Below are 16230 nucleotides of genomic sequence, written 5' to 3'. Positions count from 1 at the left end.
GATTCAGCGTCCCCTTACAGCTTCATCAGGCTGGCGTCGTCGACCGAGGCCGAGTGGCGGGAACGGAACAGCGACACGATGATCGCGAGCCCGACCACGACCTCGGCGGCGGCGACGACCATCGTGAAGAAGGCGATGATCTGGCCGTCGAGGTTGCCGTGCATCCGGGAGAAGGTGACGAACGCGAGGTTGCAGGCGTTGAGCATCAGCTCCACGCACATGAACACCACGATCGCGTTCCGCCTGATCAGCACCCCGGACGCGCCGATGGTGAACAACAGGGCGGAGAGATAGAGGTAGTTGACCGGATTCACTTGTTGACCTCCTCTTCGTCCTGGTCACGGCCGAGCCGCTCCTCGGAGCGCTGCTCCAGCGCCTTGAGGTCGGCCAGCGACTCGTTCGACACGTCGCGGATCTGGCCGCGCTGCCGCAGTGTCTGCATGACGGTGAGCTCGGACGCGGTGCCGTCCGGGAGCAGACCGGCGATGTCCACGGCGTTGTGCCGGGCGTAGACACCGGGGGCGGGCAGCGGCGGCAGGTGCTTGCCGCGTACGCGCTCCTGCGACATCTCCCGCTGGGTCCTGGCCCGTTCGGTGCGCTCCCGGTGGGTCAGCACCATCGCGCCGACCGTCGCCGTGATCAGCAGGGCGCCGGTGATCTCGAAGGCGAAGACGTACTTGGTGAAGATGAGGCTGGCCAGCCCCTCGACGTTTCCGCCGTGCGCGGCGTTCGCGGTGCCGAGTCCGTTGAAGCTGTTCAGTGAGGCGTTGCCGATGCCCGCGATCAGCAGGACGCCGAAGCCGAGTCCGCAGCCCGCGGCCAGCCAGCGCTGGCCCTTGAGGGTCTCCTTCAGCGAGTCCGCCGCCGTGACACCGACGAGCATGACCACGAAGAGGAACAGCATCATGATCGCGCCGGTGTAGACGACGATCTGTACGACGCCGAGGAAGTAGGCGCCGTTGGCCAGGTAGAACACCGCCAGGACGATCATGGTCCCGGCGAGGCTCAGCGCGCTGTGCACGGCCTTCTTCATCAGCACGGTGGACAGCGCGCCGATCACGGCGACCGTGCCGAGCACCCAGAACTGGACGGCCTCGCCGGTCGATGTGGTGGAGGCCGCTGCGGCCAGCCCGGTCATGCGTCCACCTCCTCGTCCTTGGCCGCCTGCTCCTTGGACTCCCCCTTGGAGAGCGCGACCTGGCGCTCCGTGCCGGGCGCCGCCTCGGTGACCAGCCCGCGGTAGTAGTCCTGCTCGTCCATGCCCGGGAAGATCGCGTGCGGAGTGTCGACCATGCCTTCCTCCAGGCCCGCGAGCAGCTCGTCCTTGGTGTAGATGAGGCTTTCGCGGGTGGTGTTGGCGAGCTCGAACTCATTGGTCATCGTGAGCGCCCGGGTCGGGCACGCCTCGATGCACAGTCCGCAGAGAATGCAGCGCGCGTAGTTGATCTGGTAGACACGGCCGTAGCGCTCACCCGGGGAGTAGCGCTCCTCGTCGGTGTTGTCCGCGCCCTCCACATAGATGGCATCGGCGGGACAGGCCCAGGCGCACAGCTCGCAGCCGACGCACTTCTCCAGCCCGTCCGGGTGACGGTTGAGCTGGTGCCTGCCGTGGAAGCGCGGCGCTGTCACCTTCTGCTGTTCGGGGTACTGCTCGGTCAGCCGCTTCTTGAACATGGCCTTGAAGGTCACGCCGAAGCCGGCCACAGGATTCTGGAACTTGTCCCCAGGGGACTCCGATGGCTCAGACACCGTCAGCCTCCTTTCCGTCACTCGGACTTCCACCAATCTGACTGCCGTCACTCTGAGTATCCGACCCGCCACTGACAACGAGCTCCCGCTCGTTCCGTGGCCTGCGGCGCGGTACCGGCGGCAGGGTCTGGCCGGGCAGCGGCGGCACCGGGAATCCGCCCGCCATCGGGTCGAACTCCGGCCCGGGCCCGGCTTCCGCCTCGGCCGCCTCGGCCGCCTTGGCCGAGCGGTCCCGGAAGATGTCGGCGACGAAGGAGATCAGCAGGATCGCGATCACGGCCCCGGCGACGTACAGCACGATCTTCGAGAAGTCGTAGCCCTCGTTGCGCAGCGCCCGCACGGTCGCGACCAGCATCAGCCAGACCACGGAGACCGGAATCAGGACCTTCCAGCCGAGCTTCATCAGCTGGTCGTAGCGGACACGGGGCAGCGTGCCGCGCAGCCAGATGAAGAAGAACAGCAGCAGCTGGACCTTGAGGACGAACCAGAGCATCGGCCACCAGCCGTGGTTCGCGCCCTCCCAGAAGGTGCTGATCGGCCACGGGGCCCGCCAGCCGCCCAGGAACAGCGTCGTGGAGACGGCGGAGACGGTGACCATGTTGACGTACTCGGCGAGCATGAACATCGCGAACTTGATCGACGAGTACTCGGTGTTGAAGCCGCCGACGAGGTCGCCCTCGGACTCCGGCATGTCGAACGGGGCGCGGTTGGTCTCACCGACCATGGTGACGATGTAGATGATGAACGAGACCGGCAGCAGGATGATGAACCAGCGGTCCTGCTGTGCCTCCACGATCTTCGAGGTCGACATCGACCCGGAGTAGAGGAAGACGGAGGCGAACGCGGCGCCCATCGCGATCTCGTACGAGATCATCTGCGCGCAGGAGCGCAATCCGCCGAGCAGCGGGTACGTCGATCCGGAGGACCAGCCCGCCAGCACGATGCCGTAGATCCCGACCGACGCGACCGCGAGGACGTAGAGCATCGCGATCGGCAGGTCGGTGAGCTGCATCGCCGTACGGTGCCCCAAGATCGAGACCTCGTTGCCGGACGGCCCGAACGGGATCACGGCGATCGCCATGAACGCCGGCACGGCGGCGACGATCGGCGCGAGGACGTAGACGACCTTGTCCGCCCGCTTGACGATGACGTCTTCCTTCAGCATCAGCTTGATGCCGTCGGCGAGCGACTGGAGCATGCCCCAGGGGCCGTGCCGGTTGGGGCCGATGCGCAACTGCATCCAGGCGACGACCTTGCGCTCCCACACGATGGAGAAGAGCACGGTCACCATCAGGAACGCGAAGCAGAACACCGCCTTGATGACGACGAGCCACCAGGGGTCGGTGCCGAACATCGACAGATCCTCGGCGGCGAGTACGGCGCGGTCGGGTGCCGCGGCCAGTTGAGCGAGGGCAGTCACGCTCGCACCTCCGGTGTGACGTCGGGAGTACCCGGTGCGGCGGGGCCGATCCGGACCAGACCGCCGGGGTGGACACCGGTGTCGGCCGGTACGCCCCGCCCGACGGAGTTCAGCGGCACCCAGACCACCCGGTCCGGCATGTCGGTGACCTGCAGCGGGAGTTCGACGCTGCCGGACGGTCCGGTGACGGCCAGCAGATCGCCGTCCTTCACACCCGTCTCGGCGGCGGTGACGGCGGAGAGCCGGGCGACCGCGGCGTGCCGGGTGCCGGCCAGCGCCGCGTCGCCCTCCTGGAGCCGCCCCTGGTCGAGCAGCAGCCGGTGGCCCGCGAGGACCGCCTCGCCGTCGCCGGGCCGGGGCAGCGGCTGCGCCGACTCGTGCGGGTCGGTGGCGCGTGTACCGGTCCAGCCGCCGAGCCGGTCCAGCTCACGGCGTACGGACCTCAGATCCGGCAGCGCGAAGTGGACGTCGAGCGCGTCGGCGAGCATGTGCAGCACCCGGGCGTCGGTCGGCGCGAGTGTCCGCGTCATCTGTTCGGGCTTCAGCGCCGCCTCGAACATCCGGGCCCTGCCCTCCCAGTTGAGGAAGGTGCCGGACTTCTCGGCCACCGCGGCGACCGGGAAGACGACGTCGGCCCGCTCGGTGACCTCGCTGGGCCGCAGTTCCAGCGAGACGAGGAAGCCGACCTGGTCCAGCGCCTCCAGGGCGCGGGCCGGGTCCGGCAGGTCGGCGGTCTCCACCCCGGCGACGAGCAGCGCGCCCAGTTCGCCGGTGGCGGCGGCCTCGACGATCTGGCCGGTGTCGCGGCCGAACCGGGAGGGGAGTTCGGCGACGCCCCACACGGCCGCCACCTCGTCCCTGGCACGCGGGTCGGTGGCCGGGCGGCCGCCGGGCAGCAGCGACGGGAGCGCGCCCGCCTCCACCGCACCGCGCTCGCCGGCCCGGCGCGGGATCCACACCAGCCGGGACCCGGTCGCGGTGGCCGCCCGTACCGCGGCGGTCAGCCCGCCCGGCACTCCGGCGAGGCGCTCGCCCACCACGATCACGGCGCCCTCGCCGCGCAGCGCCTCGGCCGCCGCGGCTCCGTCGCCGTCTAGTCCGACGCCGCCCGCGATCGCGTCCAGCCACTCGGTCTCGGTACCGGGCGCGGCCGGCAGCAGCGTGCCGCCCGCTTTCTCCAGACCGCGGGTGGCGTGCGAGGCGACGGCGAAGGTGCGCTGGCCGTGCTTGCGGTGGGCCTTGCGCAGCCGCAGGAAGACGCCGGGCGCCTCCTCCTCGGACTCGAAGCCGACCAGCAGGACGGTCGGGGCCTTCTCCAGCGAGGTGTACGTGATCCCGCTGCCTCCCCCGAGTTCTCGGCTTCGCTCGAACAGGGAGGTGCCCCCCTGGTCGCGTCCACGCCCGGCGACGCGGGCGGCCAGGAAGTCGGCCTCCTCGCCGCTGTGCACCCGGGCCCGGAAGTCGATGTCGTTCGTATCGAGGGCGATCCGGGCGAACTTGCTGTACGCGTATGCGTCCTCGACGGTCAGCCGGCCGCCGGTGAGGACGCCGGTCCTGCCGCGTGCGGCGGCGAGCCCGGTGGCCGCGGCAGCCAGTGCCTCGGGCCAGCTCGCCGGTTCGAGGACACCGTCCGCGTTCCGTACCAGCGGCGTCGTGAGCCGGTCCCGCTGCTGCGCGTAACGGAAGCCGAAGCGGCCCTTGTCGCAGACCCACTCCTCGTTGACCTCGGGGTCGTTGGCGGCGAGCCGCCGCATGACCTTGCCGCGCCGGTGATCGGTGCGGGTCGCGCAGCCGCCCGCGCAGTGCTCGCAGACCGACGGCGACGACACCAGGTCGAAGGGGCGGGAGCGGAACCGGTACGCCGCCGAGGTCAGCGCCCCGACCGGGCAGATCTGGATGGTGTTCCCGGAGAAGTACGACTCGAACGGGTCGCCCTCGCCCGTGCCGACCTGCTGGAGCGCGCCACGCTCGATCAGCTCGATCATCGGGTCGCCCGCCACCTGGTTGGAGAACCGGGTGCAGCGCGCGCAGAGCACGCACCGCTCACGGTCCAGCAGCACCTGGGTGGAGATCGGGACGGGCTTCTCGAACGTGCGCTTCTTGCCGTCGAAGCGGGAGTCGGCGCCGCCGTGCGACATCGCCTGGTTCTGCAGCGGGCACTCGCCGCCCTTGTCGCAGACCGGGCAGTCCAGCGGGTGGTTGATGAGCAGCAGCTCCATCACACCCTTCTGCGCCTTCTCGGCGACCGGCGAGGTGAGCTGCGACTTGACCACCATGCCGTCGGTGCAGGTGATGGTGCAGGACGCCATCGGCTTGCGCTGGCCCTCGACCTCGACGATGCACTGGCGGCAGGCGCCGACCGGGTCGAGGAGCGGGTGGTCGCAGAAGCGCGGGATCTCGATGCCGAGGAGTTCGGCGGCGCGGATGACCAGAGTGCCCTTGGGCACGCTGATCTCGATGCCGTCGATCGTCAGCGTGACAAGGTCCTCGGGCGGGACCGCCGCCTCGCCGCCCCCGGAGGGCGCACTTGTGGTGACTGTCATGCGTTCACCCCCTGGTGAGCGTTCTTGTCGTCGGCCCAGGCGGTCGACTTGGCGGGATCGAAGGGGCAGCCCCTGCCGGTGATGTGCCGCTCGTACTCCTCGCGGAAGTACTTCAGCGAGGAGAAGATCGGCGAGGCGGCGCCGTCGCCGAGGGCGCAGAAGGACTTGCCGTTGATGTTGTCGGCGATGTCGTTCAGCTTGTCGAGGTCGGCCATCTGTCCCTTGCCGGCCTCGATGTCGCGGAGCAACTGGACCAGCCAGTAGGTGCCTTCGCGGCACGGTGTGCACTTGCCGCAGGACTCATGGGCGTAGAACTCGGTCCAGCGGGTGACGGCCCGCACGACGCAGGTCGTCTCGTCGAAGCACTGGAGCGCCTTGGTGCCGAGCATGGAACCGGCGGCGCCGACGCCCTCGTAGTCGAGGGGCACATCGAGGTGCTCGTCGGTGAACATCGGGGTGGAGGAGCCGCCCGGGGTCCAGAACTTCAGCCGGTGGCCGGCGCGCATGCCGCCGCTCATGTCGAGCAGCTGGCGCAGCGTGATGCCGAGCGGGGCCTCGTACTGTCCTGGGCTGGCGACGTGGCCGCTGAGCGAGTACAGCGTGAAGCCCGGGGACTTCTCGCTGCCCATCGACTTGAACCAGTCCTTGCCCTTGTTCAGGATCGCGGGAACCGAGGCGATGGACTCGACGTTGTTCACCACGGTGGGGCAGGCGTACAGACCGGCGACCGCGGGGAAGGGTGGCCGCAGCCGGGGCTGGCCGCGTCGCCCTTCGAGCGAGTCGAGCAGTGCGGTCTCCTCACCACAGATGTACGCGCCCGCGCCCGCGTGCACGGTGAGCTCCAGGTCGAGCCCCGAGCCCAGGATGCTCGTCCCGAGGTAGCCCGCCTCGTACGCCTCGCGTACGGCCTCGTGCAGGCGCCGCAGCACGGGGACGACTTCACCGCGCAGATAGATGAAGGCATGCGAGGAGCGGATCGCGTAGCAGGCGATCACGATGCCTTCGATGAGGCTGTGCGGGTTGGCGAAGAGGAGCGGGATGTCCTTGCAGGTCCCGGGCTCCGACTCGTCGGCGTTGACCACCAGGTAGTGCGGCTTGCCGTCGCCCTGCGGGATGAACTGCCACTTCATGCCGGTGGGGAAGCCCGCGCCGCCGCGGCCGCGCAGTCCGGAGTCCTTGACGTAGGCGATGAGGTCGTCCGGGGACATGGCGAGGGCCTTGCGCAGCCCCTCGTAGCCGCCGTGCCGCTGGTAGGTGTCCAGGGTCCAGGACTCCGGCTCGTCCCAGAAGGCGGAGAGGACGGGCGAGAGCAGCTTCTCGGGGCTGGCCCCGCTGCCGTTGCCGCCCCCGTCGTTGATTTCGGCTGCCAACGTCATCACTCCCCCTCCTCTGCTGCGGGACCGGTCGCGCGGTCCTGGTCCTGCGGGGCGTCGGCGCGGGCCGTCTCGCCGCGCGGGGCGACGACCTTCGGGTGCAGCTCCTCGCCCTTCGCCAGCCGGAGGCCGACGAGCGAGGCGGGGCCCGCTCCGCCGGTCGCCTCGACGGCGCCGGGGCGCTGGTCGGGGAAGCCGGCCAGGATCCGCGCGGTCTCCTTGTACGAGCAGAGAGGGGCGCCGCGGGTGGGTTCGACGGTGCGCCCGGCGATGAGTTCGTCGACGAGCTGCGTCGCGCTCTCGGGCGTCTGGTTGTCGAAGAACTCCCAGTTGACCATCACCACGGGTGCGAAGTCGCAGGCCGCGTTGCACTCGATGTGTTCGAGGGTGACCTTGCCGTCCTCGGTCGTCTCGTTGTTGCCGACGCCGAGATGCTGCTTGAGCCGGTCGAAGATGGCGTCGCCGCCCATCACCGCACACAGCGTGTTGGTGCAGACACCCACCTGGTAGTCGCCGCTCGGCTTGCGCCGGTACATCGTGTAGAAGGTGGCGACCCCGGTGACCTCGGCGGTGGTGAGGCCGAGCAGTTCGGCGCACAGCGCCATGCCGGTACGGGAGACGTACCCCTCCTCGGACTGCACCAGGTGCAGCAGCGGCAGCAGCGCGGAGCGGCTGTCGGGGTAGCGGGCGATCACCTCCTTCGCGTCCGCTTCGAGCCTGGCGCGCACCTCGGCCGGGTAGGCGGGGGCGGGGAGCTGCGGCATCCCCAGACTGACTTCCTGACGTGCTTCGGTCACCGGTCGACGCCTCCCATCACGGGGTCGATGGACGCGACGGCGACGATGACATCGGCGACCTGGCCGCCCTCGCACATCGCCGCCATGGCCTGCAGATTGGTGAAGGACGGGTCGCGGAAGTGGACCCGGTAGGGGCGGGTTCCGCCGTCCGAGACGACATGCACGCCGAGCTCGCCCTTGGGCGATTCGACGGCGGTGTACGTCTGTCCGGCCGGGACCCGGAAGCCCTCGGTCACCAGCTTGAAGTGGTGGATCAGGGCCTCCATGGAGGTACCCATGATCTTCTTGATGTGGTCCAGCGAGTTGCCGAGCCCGTCGGGTCCCAGCGCGAGCTGAGCGGGCCAGGCGATCTTCTTGTCGGCGACCATGACCGGTCCGGGGGCGAGCCGGTCGATGCACTGCTCGATGATCCGCAGCGACTGCCGCATCTCTTCCAGACGGATGAGGAAGCGGCCGTAGGCGTCGCAGCTGTCGGCGGTGGGGACGTCGAATTCGTAGGTCTCGTAGCCGCAGTAGGGATCGGTCTTGCGCAGGTCGTGCGGGAGTCCGGCGGAGCGCAGGATCGGGCCGGTGGCGCCGAGCGCCATGCAGCCGGTCAGGTCGAGATAGCCGACGTCCTGCATGCGTGCCTTGAAGATGGGGTTGCCGGTGGCGAGCTTGTCGTACTCCGGCAGGTTCTTCTTCATGGTCTTCACGAACTCGCGCAGCTGGTCGACCGCGCCCGGCGGCAGGTCCTGGGCGAGTCCGCCGGGCCGGACGAACGCGTGGTTCATCCGGAGCCCGGTGATCAGCTCGAAGAGGTCGAGAACGAGTTCACGATCGCGGAACCCGTAGATCATGATCGTGGTCGCGCCGAGCTCCATGCCGCCCGTGGCGATGCACACCAGGTGCGAGGAGATCCGGTTGAGCTCCATCAGGAGCACGCGCAGGACGGTCGCCCGGTCGGGGATCTGGTCCTCGACGCCGAGGAGCTTCTCGACGCCCAGGCAGTACGCCGTCTCGTTGAAGAACGGCGTCAGGTAATCCATGCGCGTGACGAACGTGGTGCCCTGCGTCCAGTTCCGGAATTCGAGGTTCTTCTCGATGCCGGTATGGAGGTAGCCGATGCCGCAGCGGGCCTCGGTGACGGTCTCGCCGTCGATCTCCAGGATCAGCCGCAGCACGCCGTGCGTGGACGGGTGCTGGGGGCCCATGTTGACGATGATGCGCTCGTCGTCGGACTTGACCGCCGACTCGACGACCTCGTCCCAGTCGCCGCCGGTGACTGTATATACAGTCCCCTCGGTCGTGGCGCGAGGCGTTGCATGGGGAGTAGTCATCAGGAGTACGACCTCCGCTGGTCCGGAGCCGGGATCTGGGCGCCCTTGTACTCGACGGCGATGCCACCGAGCGGGTAGTCCTTGCGCTGCGGGAAGCCCTGCCAGTCGTCCGGCATCATGATCCGGGTGAGGGCCGGATGCCCGTCGAAGATGAGCCCGAAGAAGTCGTAGGTCTCGCGCTCGTGCCAGTCGTTGGTCGGATAGACCGCGACGAGCGACGGGATGTGCGGGTCGCTGTCCGGGGCCGAGACCTCCAGCCGGATCAGCCGGCCGTGAGTGATCGACCGCAGGTGATAGACGGCGTGCAGCTCGCGGCCCTTGTCGCCGAGGAAGTGGACACCGCTCACCCCCGTACAGAGCTCGAAGCGCAGGGCCGGGTCGTCGCGCAGGGTTCGCGCCACGGTGAGCAGGTGCTCGCGGGCGATGTGGAAGGTGAGCTCGCCGCGGTCGACGACGGTCCTCTCGATGGCGTTCCCGGGAAGCAGGTCCTGCTCCTCCAGTGCCCCTTCGAGCTCGTCGGCCACCTCGTCGAACCAGCCGCCGTACGGCCGGGACGTGGCGCCCGGCAGCGTCACCGTGCGGACGAGACCGCCGTAGCCGGAGGTGTCGCCGCCGTTGTTGGCGCCGAACATGCCCCTGCGTACGCCGATGACCTCGCCGGTCTCGTCGCGCGGCGCCGGTACGCCGTTGTTGTTCTGCTCGTCGCTCACCGCAGCAGCCCCTTCATCTCGATCAGGGGAAGCGCCTTGAGTGCCGCGTCCTCCGCCTCGCGGGCGGCCTCCTCCGCGTTGACCCCGAGCTTGGAACCCTGGATCTTCTGGTGGAGCTTGAGAATGGCGTCCATCAGCATCTCGGGGCGCGGCGGGCAGCCCGGCAAATAGATATCGACCGGAACAATGTGATCAACACCTTGCACAATGGCATAATTGTTGAACATTCCACCCGATGATGCGCAAACTCCCATGGAGATAACCCACTTGGGGTTCGGCATCTGGTCGTAGACCTGCCGCAGGACGGGCGCCATCTTCTGGCTGACCCGCCCCGCCACGATCATCAGATCCGCCTGCCGCGGCGATCCGCGGAAGACCTCCATCCCGAATCGGGCCAGGTCGTAACGCCCGGCTCCGGTCGTCATCATCTCGATGGCGCAGCAGGCGAGGCCGAAGGTGGCGGGGAAGACGGAGGATTTCCGCACCCAGCCGGCGGCCTGCTCGACAGTGGTCAGCACGAAGCCGCTGGGCAGCTTCTCTTCGAGTCCCATGGTGTGCCCCTCAGCCCCTCAGTCCCATTCCAGGCCGCCGCGACGCCATACATACGCATAGGCGACGAAGACGGTGAGCACGAAGAGCAGCATCTCCACGAGCCCGAAGATCCCCAAGGCGTCGAAGGTGACCGCCCAGGGATAGAGGAAGACGATCTCGATGTCGAAGACGATGAAGAGCATCGCCGTCAGGTAGTACTTGATGGGGAAGCGGCCGCCTCCGGCTGGAGTGGGGGTGGGTTCAATACCGCACTCGTACGCTTCGAGCTTTGCTCGGTTGTATCGCTTCGGGCCGATAAGCGTGGCCATGACCACGGAGAAGATCGCAAACCCTGCCCCGAGGGCGCCGAGCACGAGGATGGGCGCGTAGGCATTCACGCTCCTCGCTCCTTCCAGTCGTCCTTGACCGTTGGACCGCATCGGGCGACCGGCTCGCCACCTCACCAAGATCGTGCACATGTGAGGCAGTTCACAAGCCCGACTGCCCCGCATCCTATGCCTGCCGTCCTGTGATCTGCGACACGGGGTGCTACACCGACTTTGTGATCTCCACCACCTGGCAAAGGATCATGAAGTCGAGTGAGGGGTGATCTTCGTACGCACAGCGGCCGCGTGATCACGAGACGTGACATCTGGTGTTGTTCTTGCTGGTCAAGGCGATGCTCCTTTAACAATCAGACGCCTCGCCCAGCAAATTGGCAATGGACGGCGGGGGGTGATATGCCGATCCGCCCCATTCTGGGGTCACCCGCGCGAGGGGTGCGCGGGGAGCGATGTGGACGGCTGATCACATTCATGACCTTTCGGACGAAAGGTCACTCACCACACCGACCACCGCCCCGACCGCCCCGCCGTCGACGCCACCGCACGCGTCGGCCGCTCGTATGCCCGCCGCGTAACAGTCACACTGTGACCTGCGTCACTTCGCGCGACCTTCAATAAAAGCGGGCTTGGCCATCGGTGTGAACGGATGGTAAGCGACGGGCAATTCGGACGAATTGCTGAAAGTCCGTGATCACAGCGGTGATGAAGCGTGACCGATTTGCCCGTTACGGCGTCAATAAGGGCCGCCAGAAAGCGGATTCACAGATTCCGAACGTAACTGTGTCGCAACACACGTTTCTTGAAGGAAACCCAGGAGCCCTGATAGCGCTAGTACTCATGTCCCTCACCGCTCACATACCCAGCCACCGGAAGCCCCGTCGAAGCGCCCCGAAAACGGCACTGCGGGCCGGAGTTGCCGGTGGCGTCCTCAGCACCATCGCGGTCGCAGCCGCTGCCGGTCCCGCCCAGGCCGAGCCGGTGACCCGGACCATCGAGATGCCCACCCTCACCTCCGGGCTCTCCACCGCCGTCGCCGCGTCCGCCGAGGCCACGCAGCAGGTGGCCCTGGACCTGGAGACGCAGGCCCACGAGGACGCCGCGGCCACCAGCGCGGCCAAGGCCGCCACGAAGGCCAAGGCCGAGGCGGTCCGCAAGGCAGAGGCCAAGAAGAAGGCAGAGGCGGCCGCCAAGGCCAAGGCGGAGGCCGCCCTGCGCGCCTCCCGCTCCGAGGCCCGCACGACGCTCAGCGCGTCCGGCTCCACCGCCGTGGCCTCCTCCTCGTCGAGCGCCACCGGCTCCGCCGCCTCCGTCGTCTCGTTCGTCCGGGCCCAGGTCGGCGACGCGTACGTGTCCGGCGGCACCGGCCCCAACTCCTGGGACTGCTCCGGCCTGGTCCAGGCCGCGTTCCGCACGGTGGGCGTCGACCTGCCGCGCGTCTCGCAGGCCCAGTCGACCGCCGGCACCCAGGTCTCGCTGAGCAACCTCCAGCCGGGCGACATCCTGTACTGGGGCGGCGCGGGCTCCGCGTACCACGTCGGCGTCTACGTGGGCGGTGGCCAGTTCGTCGGTGCGCAGAACCCGAGCACCGGTGTGGTGCTGCGCCCGCTGAGCTACGACCCGCCGTCGGGCGCGGTCCGCGTTCTCTGATTCACAAGCGCGCGAACACGACGAAGGGCCGTCACTCCCCCGCTCGGGAGCGACGGCCCTTCGTCGTGGAACGGGCGGGCCCGGTACTGCCGCCGACGCCCAGGTACCTTTTCCGTTCCCGGATCGGCCTGTGCACGCAGGCCCGGTCGGGGTAACTTCGGTCCCATGGTGCGACCCCGTACACGCCCTCCGTACGAAGCCGACGAGCGGACCCAGTTGCTCGGCTGGTTCGACATGCAGCGAGCGGTCGTTCACTGGAAGTGCGAGGGGCTGTCCGAGACGGATGCGCACCGGGCCGTGCTGCCCGCCTCGCCCCGTCTGACCGCCGCCGGGCTCGTCTCGCATCTGCGCTGGGTCGAGCACTACTGGTTCGAGGTGATGTTCCTCGGCCGGCCCGCCGTGGGGCCGCGGTTCGACCCGGACACCGAGGATGCCGACATGCGGGTCGACGGCATTCCACTCGCGCAGCTCCTCAAGGAGTACGAGCAGCAGTGCGCCGTCACCGACGGCATCGTCGCCGGCCACGCCCTGGAGGACGTGGGCCGTCACCCCGACTTCGAGATCGCCGAGGCGAATCTGCGGTGGATGCTGTTCCACATGATCGAGGAGACCGCCCGGCACGCCGGTCACCTCGATGCCGTACGGGAGATCATCGACGGCGAGAAGGGCTACTACTGACCCGGCCGGGGCGCCGACCGCTCCGGCTCCGTACAGCGGGACAACGGGCTCGACGCCCTCCACGCAGCACGGAGATCGCGGGCGCCCCGCTCGTGGACCGGGCGAGGAAGCGAACGGGAGGGGCGGTCAGGCCTTCGGGGCCACCTTCGAGAGGCCGTTGATGATGCGGTCCATCGCGTCGCCGCCCGTCGGGTCGGTGAGGTTGGCGAGCATCTTCAGCGTGAACTTCATCAGCAGCGGGTGCGTCAGTCCGCGTTGGGTGGCGATCTTCATGACCTTCGGGTTGCCGATCAGCTTCACGAAGGCGCGGCCCATCGTGTAGTAGCCGCCGTAGGTCTCCTTGAGGATCTTCGGGTAGCTGTGCAGCGCCAGTTCGCGCTGGGCGGGGGTCGCGCGGGCGTGCGCCTGGACGATCACGTCCGCGGCGATCTGGCCCGACTCCATGGCGTACGCGATGCCTTCACCGTTGAACGGGTTGACCATGCCACCCGCGTCACCGACGAGCAGCAGCCCCTTGGTGTAGTGCGGCTGGCGGTTGAACGCCATGGGGAGCGCGGCGCCACGGATGGGCATCGTCATGTTCTCCGGGGTGTAGCCCCAGTCCTCCGGCATGGACGCGCACCACGCCTTGAGGACCTCACGCCAGTCCAGCTCCTTGAAGGCGGACGACGAGTTGAGGATGCCGAGGCCGACGTTGGACGTGCCGTCGCCCATGCCGAAGATCCAGCCGTAGCCGGGCAGCAACCGGTCCTGGGGACCGCGCCGGTCCCACAGTTCCAGCCAGGACTCCAGGTAGTCGTCGTCGTGGCGTGGGGAGGTGAAGTACGTACGGACCGCGACACCCATCGGGCGGTCCTCGCGGCGGTGCAGGCCCATGGCGAGCGACAGCCGGGTGGAGTTGCCGTCGGCGGCGACGACGAGCGGGGCGTGGAAGGTGACCGGGGTCTTCTCCTCACCGAACTTCGCGTTCACGCCGGTGATGCGTCCGGTGCGCTCGTCGATGATCGGGGCGCCGACGTTGCACCGCTCGTACAGCCGGGCGCCCGCCTTCTGCGCCTGGCGGGCCAGCTGCTCGTCGAAGTCGTCGCGCTTGCGGACCAGTCCGTAGTCCGGGTACGAGGCGAGGTCCGGCCAGTCCAGCTGGAGGCGGACGCCGCCGCCGATGATGCGCAGCCCCTTGTTGCGCAGCCAGCCGGCCTCTTCGGAGATGTCGATGCCCATGGCGACGAGCTGCTTGGTGGCGCGCGGGGTGAGACCGTCGCCGCAGACCTTCTCGCGCGGGAAGGCGGTCTTCTCCAGCAGGAGAACGTCGAGTCCGGCCTTGGCGAGGTAGTACGCGGTCGTGGAGCCGGCTGGGCCTGCCCCGACGACGATCACATCCGCGCTGTGTTCGGAGAGGGGCTCGGTCACGGTCGGATCTCCCGAAGACTCGAAATCGCGTGCCGCGCGGCACCTGTCCCGTGCAGTCTATGGGGGGCCACCTGGAGCCGGAGGGCGGGTGGGTGCGGGTGAGTCGCGGCCGACCCGGTCCGGATACCCGCTACCCCCTCGCGGACGGTGCCGGCACGATCATCGTCCGTGACAGTCAAGAAGATCACCACCTTGCGCGGCTCCCTCATAGCCGCCACCCTCGCCCTGCTCTGCTCCAGCGGTATGTCCCGGTCCAGCGTCACGTCATGGAGCGTCTGGTCGACCGCAGGGCGGTCGTCGCGAGTACACGGGTGTCGGCGGCTACGGCATGTACGCGAAGCAGGGCCCGGGGCTTCAGACAGCCTTGGAACCCCGGTGGAGCGCGACGACGCCGCCGGTGAGGTTCCGCCAGGCCACCTTCGACCAGCCGGCCTTCCGGAGCATGTCCGCGAGGGCCGGCTGGTCGGGCCAGGACTGAATGGACTCGGCGAGATAGACGTACGCGTCCGGGTTGGAGGAGACGGCTCGCGCCACCGGCGGCAGCGCGCGCATCAGATACTCCTCGTACACCGTGCGGAACGGCGCCCACGTCGGATGCGAGAACTCGCAGATCACGACACGACCGCCGGGCTTCGTCACCCGGTACAACTCGCGCAGCGCCGCCTCGGTGTCCTGGATGTTGCGCAGGCCGAAGGAGATCGTGACCGCATCGAAGACATCGTCACGGAAGGGCAGCTTCGTGCCGTCGCCCGCCGTGAACGGCATCCACGGGTGCCGCTTCTTGCCGACCTGGAGCATGCCGATCGAGAAGTCGCACGGCACGACGTAGGCCCCGGCGTGGGCGAACGGCTGCGAGGACGTCGCCGTGCCCGCGGCCAGGTCGAGGATCTTCTCCGCCGGGCGGGCGTTCACCGCCTTCGCTACCTCCTTGCGCCACAGCCGGGCCTGGCCGAGCGACAGCACATCGTTGGTGAGGTCGTAGTTCGCCGCCACGTCGTCGAACATCGAGGCGACTTCGTGCGGCTGCTTGTCCAGGGATGCTCGGGTCACCCGCCCATTCAAGCAGCCCGGCCGCGGACGCCTCGCGCCGGTCGTGCGTCGGCGCCCGGAGCCGCTCGGAAGCCGGCTTCAACCTTTTGGGCGCGACGCCACTCAGTACAGGGGTGAGACCACCCAGAAACCGGAGAGGGGGACAGATGATCGCAGAGCGCAGTCGGGACTCCACCGGCTTCGAGGAGTTCGCCCGGGCGAACCAACGGCGTCTGTACCGGACCGCATATCTGCTGTGCGGTGATGCGGAGAGCGCCCGCGATCTGACGCAGACGACGCTCGCCAAGCTGTTCCAGCACTGGCACCGGGCGAGCGCCGCCGACCATCCCGCCGCCTATGCGCGCACCGTCCTCACCCGGACGTATCTCGCCGAGCGCCGACGGCGGCTCCGCGACTTCCTGGCCCACAGCCGGGTCGACGCCCCACCCCCCGTGGTGGGTCCCGAGCTGACGGTGACGCTGTTGACCGCCCTGGCCGAACTGCCGCCCCGCGCCCGGGCGATGGTCGTCCTGCGCTACTGGGAGGACCTGGGCGTGCAGACGGTCGCCGAGCTGCTGCGCTGCAGCGAGTCCACCGTCAAGAGCCAGTGCTCGCGCTCGCTCGCCACGCTGCGTACGCGGCTGGGCGACCGGTACCTCTACACCACCCGCAGCTGAGGA

Annotated in this window: 16 protein-coding genes; 3 read left to right on the top strand and 13 right to left on the bottom strand. The window is 68.8% G+C overall.

Annotated elements, in window-relative coordinates:
- Nucleotides 1–14: 14 nt before the first annotated feature.
- The 11 genes from nuoK to AB0I23_RS03590 are packed head-to-tail and all read right to left on the bottom strand — an operon-like array spanning nt 15 to nt 10840.
- Entirely contained in the window at nt 15–314 is a 300-nt protein-coding gene (gene nuoK / locus AB0I23_RS03640; RefSeq protein WP_037693122.1) for an NADH-quinone oxidoreductase subunit NuoK, read from the bottom strand.
- Nucleotides 311–1138, bottom strand: coding sequence for an NADH-quinone oxidoreductase subunit J (locus AB0I23_RS03635; protein WP_359106488.1), 828 nt, complete (start codon nt 1136–1138; stop codon nt 311–313). The genes nuoK and AB0I23_RS03635 overlap by 4 nt, the downstream gene beginning before the upstream one ends.
- Nucleotides 1135–1749, bottom strand: coding sequence for an NADH-quinone oxidoreductase subunit NuoI (nuoI, locus tag AB0I23_RS03630; protein WP_359106486.1), 615 nt, complete (start codon nt 1747–1749; stop codon nt 1135–1137). Before nuoI ends, AB0I23_RS03635 begins: the two co-directional genes overlap by 4 nt.
- Nucleotides 1742–3169 (bottom strand): NADH-quinone oxidoreductase subunit NuoH, encoded by a 1428-nt coding sequence (gene nuoH, locus AB0I23_RS03625; RefSeq protein ID WP_359106484.1) that lies wholly within the window; start codon nt 3167–3169, stop codon nt 1742–1744. The genes nuoI and nuoH overlap by 8 nt, the downstream gene beginning before the upstream one ends.
- Nucleotides 3166–5712: an NADH-quinone oxidoreductase subunit G gene (locus AB0I23_RS03620; RefSeq protein WP_359106482.1), complete on the bottom strand. Its 2547-nt coding sequence runs from the start codon at nt 5710–5712 to the stop codon at nt 3166–3168. Before AB0I23_RS03620 ends, nuoH begins: the two co-directional genes overlap by 4 nt.
- The gene (nuoF, locus tag AB0I23_RS03615; RefSeq protein WP_359106480.1) at nt 5709–7091 is read right to left on the bottom strand and encodes an NADH-quinone oxidoreductase subunit NuoF; all 1383 of its coding nucleotides are present in this window, start codon (nt 7089–7091) and stop codon (nt 5709–5711) included. The genes AB0I23_RS03620 and nuoF overlap by 4 nt, the downstream gene beginning before the upstream one ends.
- Complete coding sequence (gene nuoE, locus AB0I23_RS03610) at nt 7088–7849, bottom strand: NADH-quinone oxidoreductase subunit NuoE (RefSeq protein WP_359106928.1); 762 nt, start codon at nt 7847–7849, stop codon at nt 7088–7090. Before nuoE ends, nuoF begins: the two co-directional genes overlap by 4 nt.
- 29 nt (nt 7850–7878) lie before the next feature.
- Nucleotides 7879–9201 (bottom strand): NADH-quinone oxidoreductase subunit D, encoded by a 1323-nt coding sequence (locus AB0I23_RS03605; protein ID WP_359106478.1) that lies wholly within the window; start codon nt 9199–9201, stop codon nt 7879–7881.
- Entirely contained in the window at nt 9201–9911 is a 711-nt protein-coding gene (locus AB0I23_RS03600; protein WP_359106476.1) for an NADH-quinone oxidoreductase subunit C, read from the bottom strand. Before AB0I23_RS03600 ends, AB0I23_RS03605 begins: the two co-directional genes overlap by 1 nt.
- Entirely contained in the window at nt 9908–10462 is a 555-nt protein-coding gene (locus AB0I23_RS03595) for a NuoB/complex I 20 kDa subunit family protein (RefSeq protein WP_030926341.1), read from the bottom strand. The genes AB0I23_RS03600 and AB0I23_RS03595 overlap by 4 nt, the downstream gene beginning before the upstream one ends.
- A gap of 18 nt (nt 10463–10480) precedes the next feature.
- A complete protein-coding gene (locus tag AB0I23_RS03590; RefSeq protein WP_003992243.1) occupies nt 10481–10840 on the bottom strand; it encodes an NADH-quinone oxidoreductase subunit A in 360 nt (119 codons plus the stop codon).
- Nucleotides 10841–11623: 783 nt separating this feature from the next.
- Here AB0I23_RS03590 and AB0I23_RS03585 point away from each other — a divergent pair.
- Both AB0I23_RS03585 and AB0I23_RS03580 read left to right on the top strand, forming a co-directional pair.
- On the top strand, nt 11624–12433 hold the full coding sequence (locus tag AB0I23_RS03585; RefSeq protein WP_359106474.1) for a C40 family peptidase: 810 nt from the start codon (nt 11624–11626) through the stop codon (nt 12431–12433).
- A gap of 165 nt (nt 12434–12598) precedes the next feature.
- Nucleotides 12599–13111: a DinB family protein gene (locus AB0I23_RS03580; RefSeq protein WP_359106472.1), complete on the top strand. Its 513-nt coding sequence runs from the start codon at nt 12599–12601 to the stop codon at nt 13109–13111.
- 126 nt (nt 13112–13237) lie between these two features.
- Here the strand turns inward: AB0I23_RS03580 and AB0I23_RS03575 are convergent, their stop codons facing one another.
- Together AB0I23_RS03575 and AB0I23_RS03570 are read right to left on the bottom strand one after the other, a co-directional pair.
- On the bottom strand, nt 13238–14521 hold the full coding sequence (locus AB0I23_RS03575) for a geranylgeranyl reductase family protein (RefSeq protein WP_359106470.1): 1284 nt from the start codon (nt 14519–14521) through the stop codon (nt 13238–13240).
- Nucleotides 14522–14875: 354 nt separating this feature from the next.
- The gene (locus AB0I23_RS03570) at nt 14876–15571 is read right to left on the bottom strand and encodes a demethylmenaquinone methyltransferase (RefSeq protein ID WP_359106468.1); all 696 of its coding nucleotides are present in this window, start codon (nt 15569–15571) and stop codon (nt 14876–14878) included.
- A gap of 146 nt (nt 15572–15717) precedes the next feature.
- Here AB0I23_RS03570 and AB0I23_RS03565 point away from each other — a divergent pair, with 146 nt between their 5' ends.
- A complete protein-coding gene (locus AB0I23_RS03565) occupies nt 15718–16227 on the top strand; it encodes a SigE family RNA polymerase sigma factor (RefSeq protein ID WP_359106466.1) in 510 nt (169 codons plus the stop codon).
- The last annotated feature ends 3 nt before the right edge of the window (nt 16228–16230 follow it).

The organism is Streptomyces atratus, from assembly GCF_040655115.1.
GTDB classification, from domain to species: Bacteria; Actinomycetota; Actinomycetes; order Streptomycetales; family Streptomycetaceae; genus Streptomyces; species Streptomyces atratus_D.
Note: the sequence above shows the minus strand (reverse complement) of the source record. Positions and strands in the feature narration are given on the sequence as shown.